This is a genomic window from Amycolatopsis orientalis (genome assembly GCF_000943515.2).
In the GTDB taxonomy this organism is placed as follows: domain Bacteria; phylum Actinomycetota; class Actinomycetes; order Mycobacteriales; family Pseudonocardiaceae; genus Amycolatopsis; species Amycolatopsis orientalis.
Genome location: NZ_CP016174.1, coordinates 1 through 20,240, shown reverse-complemented (window position 1 = coordinate 20,240; position 20,240 = coordinate 1). Strand labels below are relative to the sequence as shown.

20 protein-coding genes are annotated in these 20,240 nt (G+C 68.1%); 10 read left to right on the top strand and 10 right to left on the bottom strand.

The features are described from left to right. Positions 1–183 precede the first annotated feature (183 nt). From murJ to SD37_RS00070, 7 genes are all read left to right on the top strand, one after another. Positions 184–2,307: a murein biosynthesis integral membrane protein MurJ gene (gene murJ / locus SD37_RS00100; RefSeq protein WP_044849509.1), complete on the top strand. Its 2,124-nt coding sequence runs from the start codon at positions 184–186 to the stop codon at positions 2,305–2,307. 120 nt (positions 2,308–2,427) lie between these two features. Beyond that, the gene (locus SD37_RS00095) at positions 2,428–3,990 is read left to right on the top strand and encodes a protein kinase family protein (protein ID WP_083254843.1); all 1,563 of its coding nucleotides are present in this window, start codon (positions 2,428–2,430) and stop codon (positions 3,988–3,990) included. A 31-nt stretch (positions 3,991–4,021) separates the two neighbouring features. Further along, positions 4,022–4,681: an RNA polymerase sigma factor SigM gene (gene sigM, locus SD37_RS00090; protein ID WP_037308644.1), complete on the top strand. Its 660-nt coding sequence runs from the start codon at positions 4,022–4,024 to the stop codon at positions 4,679–4,681. After that, entirely contained in the window at positions 4,678–5,463 is a 786-nt protein-coding gene (locus SD37_RS00085; RefSeq protein ID WP_044849511.1) for a hypothetical protein, read from the top strand. The genes sigM and SD37_RS00085 overlap by 4 nt, the downstream gene beginning before the upstream one ends. A gap of 172 nt (positions 5,464–5,635) precedes the next feature. Next, entirely contained in the window at positions 5,636–6,631 is a 996-nt protein-coding gene (gene trxB, locus SD37_RS00080) for a thioredoxin-disulfide reductase (RefSeq protein WP_044849512.1), read from the top strand. Positions 6,632–6,669: 38 nt separating this feature from the next. Next, positions 6,670–6,993, top strand: a complete 324-nt coding sequence (gene trxA / locus SD37_RS00075; protein WP_037308654.1) for a thioredoxin — start codon at positions 6,670–6,672, stop codon at positions 6,991–6,993. 261 nt (positions 6,994–7,254) lie between these two features. Beyond that, positions 7,255–8,403 (top strand): N-acetylmuramoyl-L-alanine amidase, encoded by a 1,149-nt coding sequence (locus SD37_RS00070; protein ID WP_037308657.1) that lies wholly within the window; start codon positions 7,255–7,257, stop codon positions 8,401–8,403. Between the two features lie 420 nt (positions 8,404–8,823). On the opposite strand, the gene SD37_RS00065 is transcribed toward SD37_RS00070, so the two are convergent. Continuing rightward, complete coding sequence (locus tag SD37_RS00065) at positions 8,824–9,468, bottom strand: GNAT family N-acetyltransferase (protein ID WP_145926492.1); 645 nt, start codon at positions 9,466–9,468, stop codon at positions 8,824–8,826. A gap of 196 nt (positions 9,469–9,664) precedes the next feature. Between SD37_RS00065 and SD37_RS00060 the strand changes: the two genes are divergently transcribed. Together SD37_RS00060 and SD37_RS00055 are read left to right on the top strand one after the other, a co-directional pair. Continuing rightward, the gene (locus SD37_RS00060; RefSeq protein ID WP_044849514.1) at positions 9,665–10,984 is read left to right on the top strand and encodes an aminotransferase-like domain-containing protein; all 1,320 of its coding nucleotides are present in this window, start codon (positions 9,665–9,667) and stop codon (positions 10,982–10,984) included. A gap of 34 nt (positions 10,985–11,018) precedes the next feature. After that, a complete protein-coding gene (locus SD37_RS00055; protein WP_044849515.1) occupies positions 11,019–11,969 on the top strand; it encodes a D-alanine--D-alanine ligase family protein in 951 nt (316 codons plus the stop codon). Between the two features lie 47 nt (positions 11,970–12,016). On the opposite strand, the gene SD37_RS00050 is transcribed toward SD37_RS00055, so the two are convergent. The 9 genes from SD37_RS00050 to rpmH all read right to left on the bottom strand — a co-directional run bounded on the left by SD37_RS00050 (position 12,017) and on the right by rpmH (position 18,014). Continuing rightward, positions 12,017–12,427 carry a hypothetical protein gene (locus tag SD37_RS00050; RefSeq protein WP_236725248.1) on the bottom strand — a complete coding sequence of 137 codons (411 nt, stop codon included), beginning with the start codon at positions 12,425–12,427 and terminating at the stop codon, positions 12,017–12,019. A gap of 83 nt (positions 12,428–12,510) precedes the next feature. Then, positions 12,511–13,527 carry a ParB/RepB/Spo0J family partition protein gene (locus SD37_RS00045; protein ID WP_044849517.1) on the bottom strand — a complete coding sequence of 339 codons (1,017 nt, stop codon included), beginning with the start codon at positions 13,525–13,527 and terminating at the stop codon, positions 12,511–12,513. Beyond that, positions 13,524–14,453, bottom strand: coding sequence for a ParA family protein (locus SD37_RS00040; RefSeq protein WP_037308673.1), 930 nt, complete (start codon positions 14,451–14,453; stop codon positions 13,524–13,526). Before SD37_RS00040 ends, SD37_RS00045 begins: the two co-directional genes overlap by 4 nt. Before the next feature lie 64 nt (positions 14,454–14,517). Then, positions 14,518–15,198 (bottom strand): 16S rRNA (guanine(527)-N(7))-methyltransferase RsmG, encoded by a 681-nt coding sequence (rsmG, locus tag SD37_RS00035; protein WP_044849518.1) that lies wholly within the window; start codon positions 15,196–15,198, stop codon positions 14,518–14,520. A 235-nt stretch (positions 15,199–15,433) separates the two neighbouring features. After that, entirely contained in the window at positions 15,434–15,991 is a 558-nt protein-coding gene (locus SD37_RS00030; RefSeq protein ID WP_037308680.1) for a Jag family protein, read from the bottom strand. 30 nt (positions 15,992–16,021) lie between these two features. After that, positions 16,022–17,122, bottom strand: coding sequence for a membrane protein insertase YidC (yidC, locus tag SD37_RS00025; protein ID WP_044849519.1), 1,101 nt, complete (start codon positions 17,120–17,122; stop codon positions 16,022–16,024). A gap of 4 nt (positions 17,123–17,126) precedes the next feature. Next, positions 17,127–17,432: a membrane protein insertion efficiency factor YidD gene (gene yidD / locus SD37_RS00020; protein ID WP_044849520.1), complete on the bottom strand. Its 306-nt coding sequence runs from the start codon at positions 17,430–17,432 to the stop codon at positions 17,127–17,129. Positions 17,433–17,436: 4 nt separating this feature from the next. Next, complete coding sequence (gene rnpA / locus SD37_RS00015) at positions 17,437–17,847, bottom strand: ribonuclease P protein component (RefSeq protein WP_044849521.1); 411 nt, start codon at positions 17,845–17,847, stop codon at positions 17,437–17,439. A gap of 23 nt (positions 17,848–17,870) precedes the next feature. Beyond that, on the bottom strand, positions 17,871–18,014 hold the full coding sequence (rpmH, locus tag SD37_RS00010) for a 50S ribosomal protein L34 (protein ID WP_005154511.1): 144 nt from the start codon (positions 18,012–18,014) through the stop codon (positions 17,871–17,873). Between the two features lie 606 nt (positions 18,015–18,620). Between rpmH and dnaA the strand changes: the two genes are divergently transcribed. Next, complete coding sequence (gene dnaA, locus SD37_RS00005; RefSeq protein WP_044849522.1) at positions 18,621–20,240, top strand: chromosomal replication initiator protein DnaA; 1,620 nt, start codon at positions 18,621–18,623, stop codon at positions 20,238–20,240.

The following is a 20,240-nucleotide window of genomic DNA, read 5'->3' as shown; positions in this document are numbered from 1 at the left end:
CCTGAGGCCCCGCCTCGCCGCACCGAAGGCCCAGTACGCCGTCCGGAGCGTTCGGGACGCCCTGAGCGCCCTGAACGTGGAGAGCGCCGTCAACCGCCTCCGCAGCAGCTCCCGCCCGAGCGCGCCGAGCGGCCGCGACGGGCGGTACCGCCGCCCTCCGTGCCCCCTCCTCCGCCGCAACCGGTGGACGGGCGCCGCCCCCGCGTCGTCGGCCGTCCCGACGACGAGACACGGCGGCTGAGGCCACCGCAGAAGCCGCCCCAGAATCCCGCACCGCCGCGGAAGGTGCCGCCGCCCGGCACGCCGCCTGCCCAGTCGACGCCGCCTCCGCCGACCCGCCGTCAGCAGGTTCCGCCGTCGCAGGGGGCACCGCTGCCGCAGCCGTCCCCTCCGGTTCCGCCGCCCGGCACGCCCCCGCGCCGTCCGCCGACGGCGCCGCAGGCGCTCAACCAGACGCCGCCACCGCCTCATCGCGGCCGCCGTCAGCCGCCACCGGTCCGCCCGTGGCAGGTGGACCGGCGCGACGAACCCGACGCGACGCGGTTCATCCCGCGCACCCCCGGTGTCCCGATGGGGTCGCGCTGGCCGGTCGCCGACCCCGACGTCCTCCGCCCGTACGACCAGCTCGCCACGCAGGTCATGCCGGCGATCAAGGACGCGCCGCTGGTCAAACCGCGGCCGGGGGAGACCGGCGAGCAGGACGTCGCCGCGCCGCCGAAGGCGCCGTCGCTGGCGAAGTCCAGCGGCCGGATGGCGATCGCCTCGCTGATCAGCCGCATCACCGGCTTCGCGTGGAAGCTGCTGCTGGTCGCGGCCATCGGCGCCCAGGTCGAGAACGACTCGTTCAACGTCGCCAACACGATGCCGAACATCATCTTCGAGCTGCTGATGGGTGGCGTGCTGTCCAGCCTCGTGGTCCCGCTGCTCGTGCGGTCGCAGGACGACAAGGACGGCGGCGAGGCCTACACCCAGCGGCTGGTCACGGTGGCGGGCACGCTGCTCGTCGTCGGGACGACGATCGCGGTGTTCGCGGCGCCACTGATCACCAGGCTCTACGTCGACGACAACGGTGAGGCCAATCCCGCGCTGGTCACCGCGTTCGCCTACCTGCTGCTGCCGCAGATCTTCTTCTACGGCGTGTTCGCGCTGCTCTCGGCGGTGCTGAACGCGAAACACGTCTTCGGCCCGACGGCGTGGGCGCCGGTGATCAACAACCTGGTCGTCATCTTCACGATCCTCGTGGTGTGGATCATGCCGGGGAACATCTCCACCGATCCGGTGTCGATCACCGACCCGAAACTGCTGACGCTGGGCCTCGGCGTGACCGCGGGCATCGTGGCGCAGTCGGTGCTGCTGATCCCGCCGCTGCTGCGGTCCGGGTTCAAGTTCAAGTGGCGCTGGGGCATCGACAAGCGGATGAAGGAGTTCGGCGGGCTCGCGCTGTGGACCGTCGGCTACGTCGCCGTCAGCCAGATCGGCTACACGATCACGACCCGCGTCCTGACCAGCGGTTCGCAAGGCGGGGTGACCGCGTACAGCAACGCGTGGCTGCTCTTCCAGCTGCCGTACGGCGTCATCGGGGTCTCGCTGCTGACCGCGATCATGCCGAGGATGAGCCGCGCGGCGGCCGACGGCGACCACAAGAAGCTGATCGGCGACCTCTCCTACGCGTCACGCATCTCGACGGTGACGCTCCTGCCGATCTCCGCGGTGATGACCATCGTCGGCGGCTCGGTCGGCATCGCGCTGTTCACCTTGGGCAAGGGCAGGGTCGAGGACGCGTCCCGGATGGGCGAGGCGCTGGCCATCTCCGCGTTCGCGCTGCTGCCGTACGCGCTGGTCATGCTGCAGATGCGGGTGTTCTACGCGATGAAGGACGCGCGGACGCCGGTGCTGATCATGATCGTGATGACCGTGGTCAAGGTGCCGCTGCTCTACCTGTGCCCCGTGCTGCTGTCGAAGGACAACATCGTGCTCGGCGTGATGATGGTCAACGGCCTCACCTTCGTCGTCGGCGCGATCCTCGGCCAGGTTTGGCTGTGGGTGACCCTCGGAAACCTCCGGAGCAAGCGGGTTCTCGGGGTGATCCTCTTCACGGTCGTCGCGAGCGTGCTCGGAGTCGGCGCGGCCTGGCTCGCCGGGCAGGTCGTGCCTGACTCGTTCGGGCCTACTTTCCATGCCTGGGTGAAACTTGTCCTGCAGACGGTGGTCGGGATCGCGGTCTCGTTCGGCGTGCTCATGGCCCTCAAGGTCGAGGAATTGAAGCCCGCCACGGACAGGATCACCCGGTTGATCAAGCGCGGATAACGATTCACGCACGGATGGCGCGCGTTCACGCGTCGTATTCTGGGTACTCTCGAACAGGGAGCTACGCGGGAGAGTGCGGTGGATACGAGACGGAGCGAACAGGCAGGGGAGGCGAGCCAGGTGGGCATCCGGGCCCAAGGCGGGTCGCTGGCCCCTGGCCGGGTCGTCGGTGACGGCCGGTATCGCCTGCTCGCACAGTTCGGGGTGGACGAACGAGCCGCCGCGCATCTTTGGCGTGCCCGCGATGGGCAGCTGAAGCGGGATGTCGCGCTGACGCTGCTGGTCGGCGACCCGGCGGACGCGGAAGCCGCGAGGCTCGCGCGCCGGACGCTGGAGCGCGCCGCGCACGCCTCGAAGTTCGGCCACGGCGGGGTCGCGCGCGTCCTCGACGTACTCAGTCTCGGCAGCGGCGTCACCTCGAGCGAAGGCCTGCTCGGTGTCGTCGTGGCGGAATGGACCAAGGGCAGCGACCTGGTCGATCTGGTGGCGCAGCGTCCGGTGGCGCCCGCCGCGGCGGCCCGGATGGTGCAGGCGCTGGCGGAAGCCGTCGACCACGCCCACCAGAACGGTCTCGTCCTCGGCCTCGATCATCCGCAGCGGCTGCGGCTCACCCCGGACGGCGCGCTGAAGCTCGCCTTCCCCGGCCCGCTGCCCGAAGCGACCCTTCGTGACGACGTCAAGGCGCTCGGCGCCGTCCTGTACCTGCTGCTGACCGGCCGCTGGGCCTTGCCCGGCGGTCCCGCCGCGATCCCGGCGGCGCCGCAAGCGCCGACCGGCCGGATCATCCCGCCGCGGTCGCTCGTGCCGACCGTGCCCGTCGAGCTGTCCTCGCTCGCCGTCCGCACCATCGAGGACGGCGGACACGGCGGCATCCGGACCAGCGCGGCCATCCTGCGCGTGCTGGACCAGGTCGCCGAGGCCGAGGAACGCACCCAGCTGATCAAGGCCGTCGGCGAGGAGGAAGCGGTCGCCGAGGCGGACGGCACGGTCTGGACGACGAAGAAGCCGGTCAAGGACGTCGCGCGGCGCAAGAAGCTCGCCTTCGGCGTGACCGTGCTGGTCGTCGCGACCGTGGTCATCCTGGCCTGGGGCGGGATGATGCTGATCAACCTGTTCCAGGGCGAATCGAAGTCCAGCGGCCCGAAGATCAACGTCGCCGCGTCTTCCTCACAGGTCGCCCCTCCGTCTGGCGAGCAGCCTCCGCCCGCTCAGCAACCGCCGCCTGCGGCTCCCGGCGTGGGTGCCGCGGTGAAGCCTTCCGCGGTCGCCGTGTTCAACCCGGGCAGCAAGGGCGACAGCCCCGGTCGCGCCAAGAACACGACCGACGGTGACCCGGGCACGGCGTGGAAGACCGACGAGTACGACAAGCAGTTCCCGGTGCTCAAGGACGGCGTCGGGCTGATCGTGACCTTCAAGGACCCGGTCAACCTCAGCCAGGTCAAGATCAACGCGGGCAGCCCCGGCTCGAAGGTCGAGATCCGCTCCGCCGACAAGAAGAACCCGAAGCTCGACGAGACCACCGTCGTCGCGACGGGGGAACTGGCGGCGGGTGAATCGACCATCGCGCTGCAGCAGCCGAAGCAGGGGCAGTACTTCATCATCTGGATCACTCAGCTGGGTGAAAATGAGGACGGCAAGTTCATCACCGAGGTCAAAGACCTGACCTTCCTGCCTGCGGGGTGACCTCGGACACCGGGTCAGTAGGCTCTCCCGGGTGACAGCTGCAGCTCCCACGGACGCGGATCTCATAGCGGCGCATGCCGCCGGTGATCCGCATGCGTTCAGTGAACTGGTCCAGCGACATCGAGACCGCATGTGGGCGGTGGCCCTGCGCACCGTGCGGGATCCGGAAGAAGCCGCGGACGCCCTGCAGGACGCGTTCATCTCCGCGTTCCGCGCAGCGGGCAATTTCCGAGCCGAATCGCAGGTCACGACGTGGTTGCACCGCATCGTCGTGAACGCCTGCCTCGACCGTATCCGGCGGGGAAAGGCCAGGCCGACCGTTCCGCTGCCCGAGACGGGGCAGTTCAACGAGCCCGCGTCGCCGCGTGACTCGATGTCTGAGCGCGAGACCAGCCTCGTGGTCAAGGAAGCCCTCGACCAGCTTCCCGAAGAGCAACGTGCCCCGATCGTGTTGGTCGACGTCGAGGGATACTCCGTCGCTGAGACGGCGAAGATGCTCGGGATCGCCGAGGGCACGGTCAAGAGCAGATGCGCCCGAGGCCGCGGAAAGCTCGCGAAGGTTCTCGGACATCTGCGGAACCCCGATGCGATTGCGAACGTCCCAACTCACGAAAGCAAACGAGAGCGCGCTACCCCGCAACGGGGTGCCAGGCGTCCTCAGGGCACGCCGGGTGACGGGGAGGGACGATGACAGACGAGAGCAGGGGGATCGGTGGGACCGTCGGTCCGCCGTGGTCTGTCGATGTGCTCGCCGACCTGCACGCAGGTGTGCTGGACGAGCGAGAGGCGGCCGAGCTGTGGCCGTTGGTGAACGCCGACCCCGAAGCACTGGCGATCATCGAAGCACTTGAAGCGACCACGGCCGACCTCGCGAATCTCGCGAACGAGCCGGTCGCACCCATGCCCGCGGAGTACGCGGCCCGGCTCGACGCGGCGCTGGCCGCCGAGATGCGGTCGTCGCCTGCGTTTCAAGGCCCACCTCAAGGGCAGCAGGCGCAGGTCGCCCCGGTGGTGGACCTCGCGGCCGCACGGCGGCGGCGGAACAAGCGGATCGGCTGGGGCGCCGGGATAGCGACCGTGGCCGCGGCGGCCATCGCCGCCGTCGCGATCGTCGTCCCCACCTCGCAGCAGACGACGCCGGGCGGCGTCGCGCAGCCACCGCCCGCCCCCACCGGCCCTTCGGTCGGCGGAGACGGCGGCGGCGCCGAAGCCCTCGTCGGCAAGGCGATCGGCGTCCGTGACTTCGGCTCGCTGAAGACAGAGGAACGGCTCGACGCCTGTGTCGCGGCCGCCGGACTGGACCCCGACGTGCGCCCGGAAGGCATCCGGCCGGTGAACGTCGCGGGCAAGGACGGCGTGATGGTGATCTACACCACAGGCAAACTCGCCCAGTTCCGCATCGTCGCGTTCGGCGCCGACTGCGGCCCGGGCAACCCGGCGATCCTCTTCGACAAGATCATCGGACAGAAGTAGCGGTTCAAGCGATAGCAAAGGTCCCCTGCTCCCTCCGGACGTCCGCCGGGGAGCGGGGACCTTTGCTAACGCCGTCGCAAGGCAGGAGAAGTAGCGCCGGTCACCCCGGGAACACCGGCCCCTACGATCGTGTTGAGCCTGGTGAACAGGTCACTACGAGCGGAGGTCACGGGTGGCTGCCGAGGAGATCAGGAACCTGATCGTCATTGGGTCGGGTCCTGCGGGATACACCGCCGCTGTCTACGCGGCACGAGCGCAGCTCGAACCGTTGGTGTTCGAGGGCACTCAGTTCGGCGGTGCGTTGATGACGACGACGGAGGTCGAGAACTTTCCCGGCTTCCGCGAAGGCATCCAGGGTCCCGACCTCATGGAAGAAATGCGCGAGCAGGCGAAGCGTTTCGGCGCGGACCTGCGCCAGGAGGACGTCGAGTCCGTCGAGCTGACCGGAGACGTCAAGTACGTCTTCGCGAACGGCAAGCGCTACGCGGCCCGCGCGGTCGTGCTCTCGATGGGCGCCGCGGCCCGCTACCTGAACGTGCCGGGTGAGCAGGAACTGCTCGGCCGCGGTGTGTCGGCCTGTGCCACCTGCGACGGCTTCTTCTTCCGCGACCACGACATCGTGGTCGCCGGCGGCGGCGACTCCGCGATGGAGGAGGCGACCTTCCTGACGAAGTTCGCCAAGTCCGTCACGATCGTCCACCGCCGCGAAGAGTTCCGCGCCTCCAAGATCATGCTGGAGCGTGCCCGCGAGAACGAGAAGATCAAGTGGGCGCTCAACAAGCAGATCACCGCGGTCGAGGGTGAGGGCAAGGTCGAAGGCCTGAAGCTCAAGGACACGGTGACCGGCGAGGAGTCGAAGCTGGACGTGACCGGATTCTTCGTCGCGATCGGCCACGACCCGCGCAGCGAACTGGTGCGCGGCCAGGTGGACCTCGACGAGGACGGCTACGTGCTCACCAAGGGCCGGACCTCGTACACGAACCTGCCCGGTGTCTTCGCGGCGGGCGACCTGGTCGACCGCACCTACCGGCAGGCGATCACCGCCGCGGGTTCGGGCTGCGCCGCCGCGATCGACGCGGAACGATGGCTGGCGGAACACGCCGGTGTCGAGGCCGCGCAGGAGACCCCCGAGCTGGTCGGCGGCGGCTACGGCGCCACCGCCAACTGACTTTCCCAGCACCCGTTCACCACCCAGGAGGAGACACCATGACCAACACCGTGACGGTGACCGACAAAACGTTCGTCGACGACGTCCTGACGAGCGAGAAGCCCGTCCTGGTCGACTTCTGGGCGACCTGGTGCGGTCCGTGCAAGATGGTCGCCCCGGTGCTCGAGGAGATCGCGGCGGAGAACGGCGAAAAGCTGACCATCGCGAAGCTCGACATCGACGCCAACCCGAACACTGCGCGTGACTACCAGGTGATGTCGATCCCGACGCTGATCCTGTTCCAGGGCGGCAAGCCGGTGAAGCAGATCGTCGGCGCCAAGCCGAAGGCCGCGCTGCTGTCGGACCTCGCCGACGTCCTCTGATCTCGCGTTTCACCTGGCGAAACCCGGGGCCTGCCCAGGCTCCGGGTTTCGTCGTTCTCCGGGGCGGGTACTTCAGGTCGTCACGGGAACGTGATCATGCCGCCCGGACGGGTTTCACGAACGGGGACTTGACGCACCGACCGGGCCTCCGCGCTCACCGAGAGTTCACAGGGCACAATAGAGCACCGGGGTTCGCCCCGCAGAGTTTTCACGTCGCGCATCGAGCTCGATTCGGTGCCCCAAGGGAAGAGCGAGGAGTGCATGCGGGTACTCCGCCGCGGTGACGCCGGGCCGGACGTCGCCGAGATCAGGTCCACGCTTGCGGCGATGGAGCTGCTCCCGCCGGTGACCGAATCCGGGGAGTACGAGCTCTTCGACACGGCCATGGAACACGCCGTCCGGGCGTTCCAGCAGCGTCGTGGGCTGATCACCGACGGCCTGGTGGGCCCGGCGACCTATCAAGCGCTCCGTGGCGCCAGCTTCCACCTCGGCAGCAGGCCGCTGGCCTACATGTTCGCGGCCCCGGTGCACGGCGACGACGTCTTCGCCCTCCAGGAGCGGCTGACCGAACTCGGCTTCGACGCCGGCCGTCCGGACGGGCACTTCGGCGCGCAGACCGAACGCGCGCTCAAGACCTTCCAGCGCGACATGCGCCTGGTCGCCGACGGCATCTGCGGTCCGGCCACCATCCGTGAACTGCACCGGCTCTCGTCGCCGCGCGCCCGCGGCGGCCGCCCGGTCTTCCTGCGCGAGCAGGAGCAGGTGCGTCAGGCCGGCCCCCGGCTGCGCGGCAAGCGCATCGTGATCGACCCGGGCCACGGCGGGGAAGACCTCGGCGTCGTCGCCGGCGGCCTGCGTGAAGCGGATATCGCCTGGGACCTGGCGCGACGGCTCGAAGGCCGGATGAAGGCCACGGGTATGGAGGCGCTGATCTCGCGCGGCCCGAACCAGAGCCCCAGCGAGGGTGAGCGCGCGAAGTTCGCCAACGAGGCGGGCGCCGACCTGTTCCTTTCGCTGCACAACGACAGGAACCCCTCGCCCAAGGCGCAGGGGGTCGCGAGCTTCCACTTCGGCACCGGCAACGGCACCACGTCGACCGTCGGTGAGCTGCTGGCGGGCTTCATCCAGCGTGAGCTGGCCGCCCGGACCGGCATGCTCGACTGCCGCACGCACTACAAGACCTGGGAGATCTTCACCCGCACCCGCTGCCCCGCGGTGCGGATCGAGATCGGCTACCTGACCAACCCGGAAGACAGCGCCAAACTCGCCGACCCGGCTTTCCGCGACGTCGTCGCCGAAGGCATCCTGGTCGCCGTGAAGCGCCTGTACCTCCTCGGCGAAGGGGACCAGCCGACCGGCACGTTCACCTTCGCGGACGTCCTGGCCCACGAACTCGCCAAAGCGGAGTAGCCAGTCCTCCACACCCGCACGCGGGCGCACACGCCTCTGCCGACCCCCTCGGCACAACCGGTTGTGTGCCGCCTCCCGCCCTCACGCCACCCCTAGATCCACCGGCGCGCAGCCCCCGCCCTTCCCGGGGGGCGTCCCCAGGTCCAGCCTACCCATCCACAGATTTTCCACCGCTCCTATCAGCGATCTGTGGATAACTCGGCGGGTTACCCACAGCTGTCCCCAGGGCGGGGGATGGCCGCTGCGCGTACCTGCGGAGTCTGGTAGGGCGACCTCCGGCAGGCCGCAATGAAAGGACCTTTCCTTGCGAAATTTGCAAGGAAAGGTCCTTTCATTGCGCCCGTTTCATCCTGGGGTTCCGAAGGAGTGGACGCCCGGGTCGTGCGTGGCTGAACCCCAGCCCGCAGTCCGTCTGAAAGTTCAGGCGCGACCGAGACTCGGTTCGGCGGTCGTGATGGAGACCTGGCCGAGCAGCCGTTCGAGGGCCGCCTCCACGTCTTCCTTCCACGAGATCGCCGACCGCAGTTCCAGCCGCAGCCGCGGCCAGCGCGGATGAGGCCGCACGGTCTTGAAGCCGACGCTCTGCAGGAACGCGGCGGGCAGCACGCAGCTGTGCCCACCGTCCGGATCGGTCTCTTCGGGCTTGGCGTCACCGAAGGCTTCGATCGCGCGGACACCGCGTTTGGTCAGATCCTTCGCGACGGCCTGCACCAGCATCCGGCCGAGCCCGCCGCCCTGGAATTCGGGGAGGATCTGGAAGGCGGTCAGCAGCACCGCGTCCGGTCCGGGCGGTGAGGTCGGGAAGGCCAGCGAGCGCGGCACGGCGTTCGGCGGCGCGTAGAGCACGAAGCCGACGGGCAGGGTGTCGCTGTAGACGATCCGGCCGCAGGAGCCCCATTCCAGCAGCACGCTGGAGACCCAGGCTTCCTTTTCGACCTCTGTCGCGCCGTATTCCTCGGCCTGCGCCTTCAAATGCGGCGCCAGCTCCCAGTACACGCAGCGGCGGCAGCTCTTGGGCAGATGTTCGAGGTTGTCCAGGGTTACGCCCACGACGCGACGCGACACCGGCAAACCTCCCTGAAACGACAACACCCGACTCAGCCCTGTCCCGAGCAGGGCTCGCCGAAGGGGTCCTGACCGAGGATAGGCCGATGTGATGAACACCGGAAGGCCAGGGCCCCACAAGGGAGGGTGGTTACACTCGATGGAACTACCAGTCGGTAGCGACTATGTCCACTTCGAAGCACGGGTGAAGCGCCTGATGACCGAGAATCGCCCTGTCCGGCCGGAGCCCGGCCGCCACAACCTCGACCCTCATCTCGACCGCTACGCCGCGCGTACGGCCGGGATGACTGCTTCCGAGATCAGGGCTTTGTTCGCGGTGGCCAGTCGCCCCGAAGTGGTATCGCTCGCCGGCGGGATGCCGAACCTCGCCGCGCTCCCGTTGGACACGCTGTCCGCGCAGGTCGGCGAGCTCATCACCGAAGAAGGCCTGGTCGCGCTTCAGTACGGCTCCGCGCACGGCGTCCCCGCGCTGCGCGAGCAGATCTGCGAAATCATGGCCCTCGAAGGCATCAAGGCCCACCCGGACGACGTCGTGGTGACGGTCGGCTCCCAGATGGGGCTCGACATGGTCACCCGGCTGTTCTGCGATCCGGGAGACGTCATCATCGCCGAGGGACCGTCCTACGTCGGCGCGCTCGGCTCTTTCGCCGCGTACCAGGCGGACGTCGTCCACGTCGCGATGGACGACCACGGCCTGGTCCCCGAGGGGCTGCGCGCCGCGCTCGCGGAGACCAAGAAGGCCGGCCGCCGCGTCAAATTCCTCTACACGATCCCCAACTTCCACAACCCCGGCGGCGTCACGCTGGCCGTCGAGCGGCGCGCGGAGATCGTGGAGATCTGCCGCGAGAACGACATCCTCATCGTCGAGGACAACCCGTACGGTCTGCTCGGCTTCAGCGGTCAGACGTATCCGGCGCTCCGCTCGATCGACCCCGACAATGTCGTCTACCTCGGTTCTTTTTCCAAGACCTTCGCCTCCGGTCTGCGGGTCGGCTGGGTGCTCGCACCGCACGCCGTCCGGGAGAAACTCGTGCTCGCGGCCGAGTCCGCGACACTTTGTCCGCCGACGCTTAACCAGTTGATCGTGTCGCGATACCTCTCGACTCATGACTGGATGGGTCAGATCAAGACCTTCCGCGAGAACTACCGGGAACGGCGGGACGCGATCCTGTCCGCGCTCGAACAGCACATGCCCACCGGGTGCAGCTGGACCAAACCCGACGGCGGTTTCTACGTCTGGATGACCGTCCCCGAAGGCGTCGACACGAAGGCGATGCTCCCGCGAGCCGTCACGGCCCGGGTCGCCTACGCGTCCGGAACCGGGTTCTACGCCGACGGGTTCGGCAGCAGACAGCTTCGTCTTTCCTACTGCTACCCGACGCCCGAGCGGATCCGCGAAGGCGTCCGGCGGCTCGCCGCGGTGCTCGAGTCCGAAATGGACCTGGCGCGTACCTTCGGTAACGCGAGCCCACGCTCGATCTCGGGGCCGCAAAACCCCTCTCCGGACACGGTCTGATCGACCGGACGTCCCCAAGCACGAAGGAGTCTCGGTGGTCGACCGCACCGTTGCCGTACTCGCAGGCGGACTTTCCCACGAACGCGACGTCTCTCTCCGCTCCGGACGCCGGCTCTCGGTCGCGTTGCGGGCGGAAGGTCTCGTCGTCGAGGAGTGGGACACCGACGCGGGTCTGCTCGAACGTCTTCGCACCCAGCGGCCCGACGCGGCCATCGTCGCCCTTCACGGTGGTGAAGGGGAGAACGGCGCGGTGCAGACGGTGCTGGAGATGCTCGACGTGCCTTACGTCGGCACCAGTTCGCGGGGTTGCCGTCGCGCGTGGGACAAGCCGACGGCCAAGGCGCTCGTCGCCGACGCCGGTTTCACCACGCCGGACTGGGTGGTGCTGCCGCACAGCACCTTCCGCGAACTCGGCGCGCAGGCCGTGCTGGACTCGATGGTCGACACGCTGGGCCTGCCCATGATCCTGAAGCCCGACCAAGGGGGATCGGCGCTGGGCGCCCAGGTCGTGAAGGACCCCGCGGAAATGCCCGGCGCGATGGTCGGCTGCTTCGCCTACGGTGACACCGTCCTCGCCGAGAAGTTCGTTTCCGGCGTCGAGGTGGCCGTGACGGTCATCGAAGGCGAAGAGGGACCCGAGGCCCTGCCCGCGGTCGAGATCGTGCCGGAGAGCGGCGTGTACGACTACACCGCCCGCTACACCGCCGGCCTGACCGATTTCTTCACTCCCGCGCGCATCCCCGACGACGCCGCCAAGGCGGTCGGCGAACTCGCCGTCGCCGTGCACCGGCAACTCGGTCTTCGCGACATCTCACGCACCGACGCCGTGATCACCGCGGACGGCACGGTCCACTTCCTCGCGGTGAACCCGTCGCCGGGTCTCACCGAGACGTCGATCGTCCCAGTGGCGATCGAGGCGGCCGGTGCCACCCTCGGCTCGGTCTTCGCCGGGCTTGTCGGACGGGCGATCGCCCGCAAGAGCTGACCCGGACTCGACGAAGGGGACTTGCCCGGCGCGGGCGAGTCCCTTTTTCATTGCCCGGCCACGACGACGACCTGATGCTCGTCCTCGTAGACGATCACTCCCGGATCGGCCGACCAGACTGTCTCGCACGGAACCCCATGCGCCTTCAGGACCGCGAGGTAGCCGTCGACCCGCTCGATGAAGACACGGGCCGTCGCCTTGAACCACGCCGCGGCGCCGGGGTTCACCGTCACGTCGTAAACGCTCGGATTACTGTGTGCCGGGTTGATGAAGTTCGCGTCGTACCAATCGTTGTTTCTCCGCCGGAAGGCTTCCTGTTCGACGGTGAGGCGACCGGCTCGGGCGAGCCCGTTGACGAGACCGAAGACACCGGTGAAGTTTCCTCGCTTGTCGCGGGTTGGGCTCTGAAAGCGAACGAAGGGAAGCTCGCTCGCCACCTGCTCATCGATCCGTTTCACGGGAAACATTCCCAAACACTCAGCGTGACTGTTTGATCAGCGATCCGCAATCGTCACCGTGACAAAACGACCCGGGGTGATCCCTAATCGGTTTTCGGTGTCTGATTTGCCTGATTTTGATCCATGAGCGCGACGATGCGTTCAAGATCGTCCACCGACCCGAACTCGAGGGTGATCCGGCCCTTCCGGCGGCCGAGGTCGACCTTCACGCGGGTGTCGAACCGGTCCGAAAGCCGGTTCGCCAGTTCCTGGAGACCGGGTGCCTGGATCGGCTTGCGTGGAGCGGGCTTCGGCTTGGCCGGCTTCTCGCTCTTTTTGAGCGTGACGGCTTCCTCGGTCGCCCGGACCGACATGCCCTCCGCGACGATCCGCGCGGCCAGCTCTTCCTGACTTTCCGCGTCCTCAAGAGAGAGCAGCGCCCGCGCGTGCCCCGCCGAAAGCACCCCGGCGGCGACGCGCCGCTGGACCGCGAGGGGGAGTTTGAGCAAGCGGATCGTGTTCGTGATGACCGGGCGACTGCGCCCGATCCGGCCGGCCAGCTCCTCATGGGTGACCGCGAATTCGTCGAGCAGCTGCTGATACGCGGCCGCCTCTTCGAGCGGGTTGAGCTGAACGCGATGGATGTTCTCGAGTAGCGCGTCGCGCAGCATCGCCTCGTCGGCGGTCTGGCGGACGATCGCCGGGATCGCCTCCAGCTCCGCCAGCTGAGACGCGCGCAGCCGCCGCTCGCCCATGACGAGTTCGTACTCGTCAGGCCCGAGCTCCCGGACCACGATGGGCTGCATGAGCCCGAACTCGCGGATCGAGTGCTCCAGCTCGTTGAGCGCGTCCTCGTCGAAGACCTGCCGCGGCTGCTTCGGGTTCGGCTTGATCTGGCTGACCGGCACCTCGCGGTAGACCGCTCCGGCCACCGCGCCGCCGTGCGAACCGGCCGCGCCGTTGGCCGCGAACCAGCCCTTGTCATCCGGTCCCGACGGGCCGGACGGAGGAGCGGGGACCGCCGCCGAGCCGTTCTCGGCCGGGGCCGCGGCACCCGGTGGCGGGCCGGTGGGGATCAGGGCGGCGAGCCCGCGCCCGAGCCCCCCTCTGCGCTCGCTCATGCCGTACCGCTCCTTTCCTTCATCTCCGCCCCACGTTGGGCGATCTCCTTCGCGGCGTCCACGTAGCTCATCGCGCCCCGCGAACCCGGGTCGTAAGCGAGGACCGTCTGCCCGTATCCGGGCGCCTCGGAGACCTTCACACTGCGCGGGATCACCGTCTTGAGGACAGTGTCCCCGAAGTGGTTCCGGACCTCGTTGGTCACCTGATCGGCCAGCTTCGTCCGGCCGTCGTACATGGTGAGCAGAATCGTCGAGACGCTGAGTTCGCGGTTCAGGTGCTTCTGGACGAGCTCGATGTTGCTCAGCAGCTGCCCCAGACCTTCGAGTGCGTAGTACTCGCACTGGATCGGGATCAAGACCTCCTGCGCGGCGACCATCGCGTTGACGGTCAGCAGGCCGAGCGACGGCGGGCAGTCGATGAAGACGTAGTCGACGCCGATCTCGTCGAGGATCTCGGACGAGAGCGCCTCCTTGAGCCGCATCTCGCGGGACGCCATGGAGACGAGTTCGATCTCGGCACCGGCGAGATCGATGGTCGCGGGCACGCAGTAGAGGTTCGACGACTGCTCGCTCTGCGCCGCCGCTTCGGCGAGCGACACCTCACCGATCAGCACCTCGTAGATCGACGGCGTGCCGGAACGGTGGTCGATGTCGAGTGCGGTACTCGCGTTGCCCTGCGGGTCGAGGTCGATCACGAGCGTCTTGAGCCCGTGGACGGCCAGGGCGGCGGCGAGGTTCACCGTGCTCGTCGTCTTGCCGACGCCGCCCTTCTGGTTGGCGACCGTCAGCACGCGCCGACGGCTCGGGCGCGGGAGGGCGCCTTCCTTGGGGTGCAGCACGCTGGCGGCTCGGACGGCTTCCTCGGCGATGGGCGTCCAGCCGAGTTCATGGCCGGCGGTCGCAGGGTCGGACGGTGGGGGAGTCACCGGTCTCGGACCTCCTCTGTAGTGGACGTGGGAGTCGTTCTGCGTTGTTTCACGTGGAACCGGACTAGCTGCGCCTGCCGCGCGGCCGAGACGGTTTCGGAGGCAGACGGTGGATCACGACGACCGTGCTGGGGACCTCAAGTACCTTCGCGCCGCACTCGAAGACCTCTGGCTCGCCACCGCCGGCCTTCCGGACGGCGACGCGATCACGTTCGATTTCCTCTCCAGCGCTCGCTCCTTTGAGGGCGACCAGAGCACCTTGGGCACGCACGAGCGGAAGGCACCAGCCGGCGAGCCGGGCCAAGGGGGCGACCGCCCGGGCGGTGACGACATCCGCGCCACCGAGTTCCTCGCGCACCTGCCGCTCCTCCGCGCGCCCGCGGACAACGGTGATGGGGAGTTCCAGCTTCTCGGCAACCTCGGCCAGCCAGTCGACCCGGCGGGCCATCGGTTCGAGCAGAACGATATCGAGGTCCGGTCGGCTGATCGCGAGCGGTACACCCGGAAGCCCCGCGCCCGATCCAACGTCGACCACGCGGGCGCCGTCGGGGATCCGCTCGCCGATCACGGCGGAGTTCAGGACGTGCCGTTCCCAGAGCCGGTCGACCTCACGGGGGCCGATGAGTCCACGCTCGACGCCGTGGCGCTCCAGAAGTTCGACGTAGCCGACGGCTTGCTCGACGCGGTCTCCGAACACCTCCGACGCCGCGGTCCGTACCGATGCGGCGACCCCGTCCAAGCCCACTCTCGCTCCTCCACCTCGACGCCGTTTCACGTGAAACGCGCTCCAACCGATTGTCCATGACGCCGACCGCAAAACGGGGAGCCAGACCGAAGTTGTGGACAACTCCACTCGACTCACGCGTTTCACGTGAAACGCCACGCGTGTAATTCGCTCCAGCGACACTCGCGGAGCGACCCCTATACATAAGGAAGCGGCCCGCCGGATGACCGGCGGGCCGCTTCGGGCAAAGAATCCGTCAGGCGGGGAAGATGACGACCCGGCGCTTCGGGTCCTCTCCTTCACTCTCGCTCTTGACCCCGTCGACTGCGGCGACCGCGTCGTGCACGACCTTCCGCTCGAACGGGCTCATCGGCTGCAGCCGGACACGCTCACCGGACGAGACCACGGTCTCGGCGGTCGAGCGACCGAGTTCGCGAAGCTCCTCGCGACGGTCCGCGCGCCAGCCCGCGATGTCCAGCATCAGCCGGCTCCGCGAACCGGTCTCCTGCTGCACCGCCAGCCGCGTCAGCTCCTGCAGCGCTTCGAGCACCGTGCCGCGCGGGCCGACGAGCTTCTCCAGATCCTCGCCACCGTCGATGCTGACGATCGCCCGACCCGCCTCGACATCGAGGTCGATGTCGCCGTCGTAGTCCAGAAGGTCGAGCAGCCGCTCGAGGTAGTCGCCGGCGATGTCGCCCTCCTTCACGAGGACGTCGTCGTCGACACCTCCCTTGCGCCCGGTCTCTTCGGCGGCGTCCTCAACGTCGGCCGCGCTGTTCTCCTCGGCGTCGATCGTGTCGATCGTGTCCGCCATTCTTAGTCTCCTCTCCAGCCCGGATCGGCGTCAGCGACGCTTCCGGCCCGATTTCTTAGTCGAGTCCGAGATGAGACCGGGCACGTCGGTGCCGTTCTCCTTCGAGCCGTTCGCCGACGGCTCGGCTGTCGTGTCCTTGTCCTTCTTCTCCGCGGGGGGAGCGGTCTGGGCGAAGCCATGGGGCGAGCCGGCCTTCTTGACCTGACCGCCACCCGCGACGGGCTTGTTCCGCTTCTGCTGGACCGGCTTCTGACCGGGACGCGGCGCTGTCGGCTTCTGGCCGGGCTTCGGGCCGAGGTTCGCGCGCTTCTCCTTCTCGGCCGCCTTGCGGGCCTCTTCTTCCTTGTCGATCTTCGTGTAGACGAGACGCTGCTGCATCAGGGTCCAGCCGTTGTTGGCCAACCAGTAGAAGAGCAGGCCGAGCGGGAACAGCGCACCGAAGACGAGGACACCGAGCGGGAAGATGTACATCGTCAGCTTGTTCATCATCGCGGTCTGCGGCGTCGCCGACTCGGGGTTCTGACGCTGGACCGAGTGCCGCGCGGTGAGGTGGGTGGCGATGCTCGCGACGATCATCAGCGGGATCGCGACCGGGGCGACGTGCCAGTGGAAACCAGCAGGAGTGTTGCCGCCACTGACCACGCCGACACCGGTGTAGATGGCTTCACCCAGGTTGGTGCCGAACAGCTTCGCGTTGACGTAGGACTCGACGCCGGCCTGGTCGAAGAAGTAGTTCTCGGTCTTGGGGCCACCGTACGGATTGATGGTGAACATCCGCAGCACGTGGTTCAGACCGATGAAGACCGGGATCTGCAGCAGCATCGGCAGGCAGCTGCCGAGCGGGTTGACGCCGTGCTCCTTCTGGAGCTTCTGCATCTCCAACGCCTGGCGCTGCCGGTCGTTGGCGTACTTCTTCTGGACCTTCTTCATCTCCGGCGCGAAGTCCTGCATCTTCTTCATCGACCGGACCTGGTTCACGAACGGCTTGAACATGATGCCGCGGACGGTGAACGTCAAGAAGATGATCGCGAGGATCCAGGACAGCGCGTTCGCCTCACCGAACACGAGCCCGAAGACCTTGTGCCAACACCACAAGATGAAGGACACGGGGTAGTAGATGAAGTCGAGCACTGAGCTACTCCTCGATCGGTGTTTCAGGTCGGCGGCGGCGCCACGAGAACGTCTCGGGTACCGGGTCGCGGCCGGGCGGAGTCCACGGGCCGCAGCGCAGCAGTCGCCGGACCGCGAGATAGGTGCCGCGGCCGGCGCCGTGCCGGGTCAGTGCCTCGACGGCGTACGCGCTACAGCTCGGGTAGAACCGGCACGCCGGAGGAAGGAAAGGAGAGATCGCCTTGCGGTACAGCTTGATGGGCAGGAGGAGCACCCATGCCACCGGGCCGGGCCGGGCGTCTTCGGTGGTCTCGTTCTCGGTGGCTCGCATGCCGTTACACCGCTGATCCGTTGTCGGGTGGTCGCGTCTGACGGGACTTCCCGAGGACGGCGGAAGGCCCGGACAGCCCGAGGCGCCGCAACGACGCGTCGAGGTCCGAACCGAGTTCCGCGCTGGACGCGTCCGCGGCCGGAGGTAGTGCCCGTATCACCAACGAGCTTCCCGGCGGCAGTGTTCCGATCCTGGCGGAAACGAGATGCCTCAACCGGCGGGTGACCCGGTGGCGGACCACCGAGTTGCCCACGGCCTTGCTCACCACAAAACCCGCCCGCGCCGCTTCGGCGGCATCGGGCGGGTCCGTGGTCAACGCATGGACGACGAGGCGGCGCCTGCCTGCCTTGGCCCCACGCCGCATCACGGCACGGAAATCCTCACTGCGCCGCAAACGCGCGGCGGCCGGCAGCACGACGTCCCTCGACGGCGGCCGGATCAGGCGGACAGTGCGCCGCGGCCCTTGCGACGGCGAGCCGCCAGGATCGCCCGGCCGGCGCGGGTCCGCATCCGCAGCCGGAACCCGTGGACCCGGGCGCGTCGGCGGTTGTTCGGCTGGAAGGTGCGCTTACCCTTGCTCACGACTAACTTCTCCTGTTTCTCGGCCGCCGGGAACGGTTCGACCCGTTCCTGGCGTGTCGTGCTGACGCACGGCAGTCTCTGGTGTCTCCTACCAACGTGTGGCCTCGTCACGTCGAGCGACGACAACGTGGGCACGCGAAACGCCCCCGCTGTATACGGGAGACCTTACGAGGGTACGCACCCACCGCCCGGGCCCGGCAAGCACCCCCTCGACCACGGACCGCGACCGGACGTGGAGAGTGATCGCCGACGACGTGAAGGCACCGAATGGCAACACGCCGTACACCGTGAAATGCTTGCGCGCGAGGATGCCTTGTGGCAACGAGCGGGGCTTGTTAGCGTGCCCCTCCCGGGTTTTCGCCGAGGTGGAACGGTGCAGGCGCCCGAGTGTCCTTGGGATGTGGAGGCGTCCCGCCGACATACGTCGATCCCCGCAGGTGACGTCGCCGCGGGCCGCCGTACATTAGTGCACAGCTGTGGACAACTATGTGGATATTTGCTGTGCGCATGAGCTGATCGGGCCACGATGACGCTCGATGGAGTGTTTCCGGGCGTTCGCTGAGTGATCTCGCCGCACGCACCGATGAGGGGAGGGGAGTCAGGCAGGTGTCCGATCACCAGCACAATCTTGGCGTCATCTGGGAACAGGTCGTGCGCGAACTGTCCGATGGCACCCTCTCCCCGCAGCAGCGCGCCTGGATGCGGGTGACCCGGCCGATCGGCCTCCTCGACGGCACCGCCTTGCTCGCCGCCCCCAGTGATTTCGCCAAGGAAGCGATCGAACGCGCCCTCCGCGGCGCGATCACCGAAGCCCTTTCGCGACGGCTCGGCCGCGTGGTCTCCCTCGCGGTGAAGGTCGACAGCACCGAGACGCCCCCTCCGGCGGCCGGTCCCCGTTATGACCCGTCACCCGGCCGGGTGGAAAACGGCAACGGGCCGGTACCGGGTCCCCCTCCGCTGCCCGCCGGTGACGGCATGCTGTCCCCGAACCGCCCGCGGCCCGAGCCTCCGAAGCCGAGGCCGCCGAGGCAGCAGCCGGTCGACAACAGCCTCAACGATGGCGATGACAGCGATGAAGAAGTCGACGAAGAGGGCGAGGCCCTCGCCGCCGTGACCGAGATCTGGCCGACGTTCTCCGGTCAGCCGATCGCGGGGCAGCCCTACACCGCGCCGGCGCAGCCGCAGACGTCGAAGACGAAGCTGAACGAGAAGTACACCTTCGACACCTTTGTCATCGGTGCGTCGAACCGCTTCGCGCACGCCGCCGCCGTCGCGGTCGCCGAAGCACCGGCGCGCGCGTACAACCCGCTGTTCATCTGGGGAGAGTCCGGACTCGGGAAGACCCACCTGCTGCACGCCGTCGGGCACTACGCCCAGCGGCTGTTCCCCGGCATGCGCGTGCGGTACGTGTCGACCGAAGAGTTCACGAACGACTTCATCAACTCGCTGCGCGACGACCGCAAGGTCGCCTTCCAGCGCCGCTACCGCGACATCGACATCCTGCTCGTCGACGACATCCAGTTCCTGGAAGGCAAAGAAGGTACGCAGGAAGAGTTCTTCCACACCTTCAACACCCTCCACAACGCGAACAAGCAGATCGTCGTCTCCTCCGACCGCCCGCCGAAGCGCCTCGAAACGCTGGAAGACCGGCTGCGCACGCGGTTCGAGTGGGGTCTCATCACCGACATCCAGCCGCCCGAGCTCGAAACGCGTATCGCGATCCTTCGCAAGAAGGCGGCACAGGACAGGCTCGCGGTACCCGGCGAGGTCCTGGAGTTCATCGCTTCGCGGGTCGAGGCGAACATCCGGGAACTCGAAGGCGCGCTCATCCGCGTCACCGCCTTCGCCTCGCTGAACCAGCAACCGGTCGACGTCGCCCTCGCCGAGATCGTGCTCCGGGACCTCATCCCGGACTCGCACGCGCCGGAGATCACCGCGCCGACCATCATGGGCGTCACTTCCGAGTTCTTCGACGTGACGCTCGACGACCTCTGCGGCCCCGGCAAGACGAAGGCGCTCGCGACGGCGCGGCAGATCGCGATGTACCTCTGCCGCGAACTGACCGACATGTCGCTGCCGAAGATCGGGCAGACCTTCGGCGGCCGCGACCATACGACGGTCATGCACGCGGACAAGAAGATCCGCAAGGAAATGGCCGAACGACGGCGTATCTACGACCAGGTCCAGGAGCTGACCTCCCGGATCAAGCAGCGCGCCCGGCAGTAA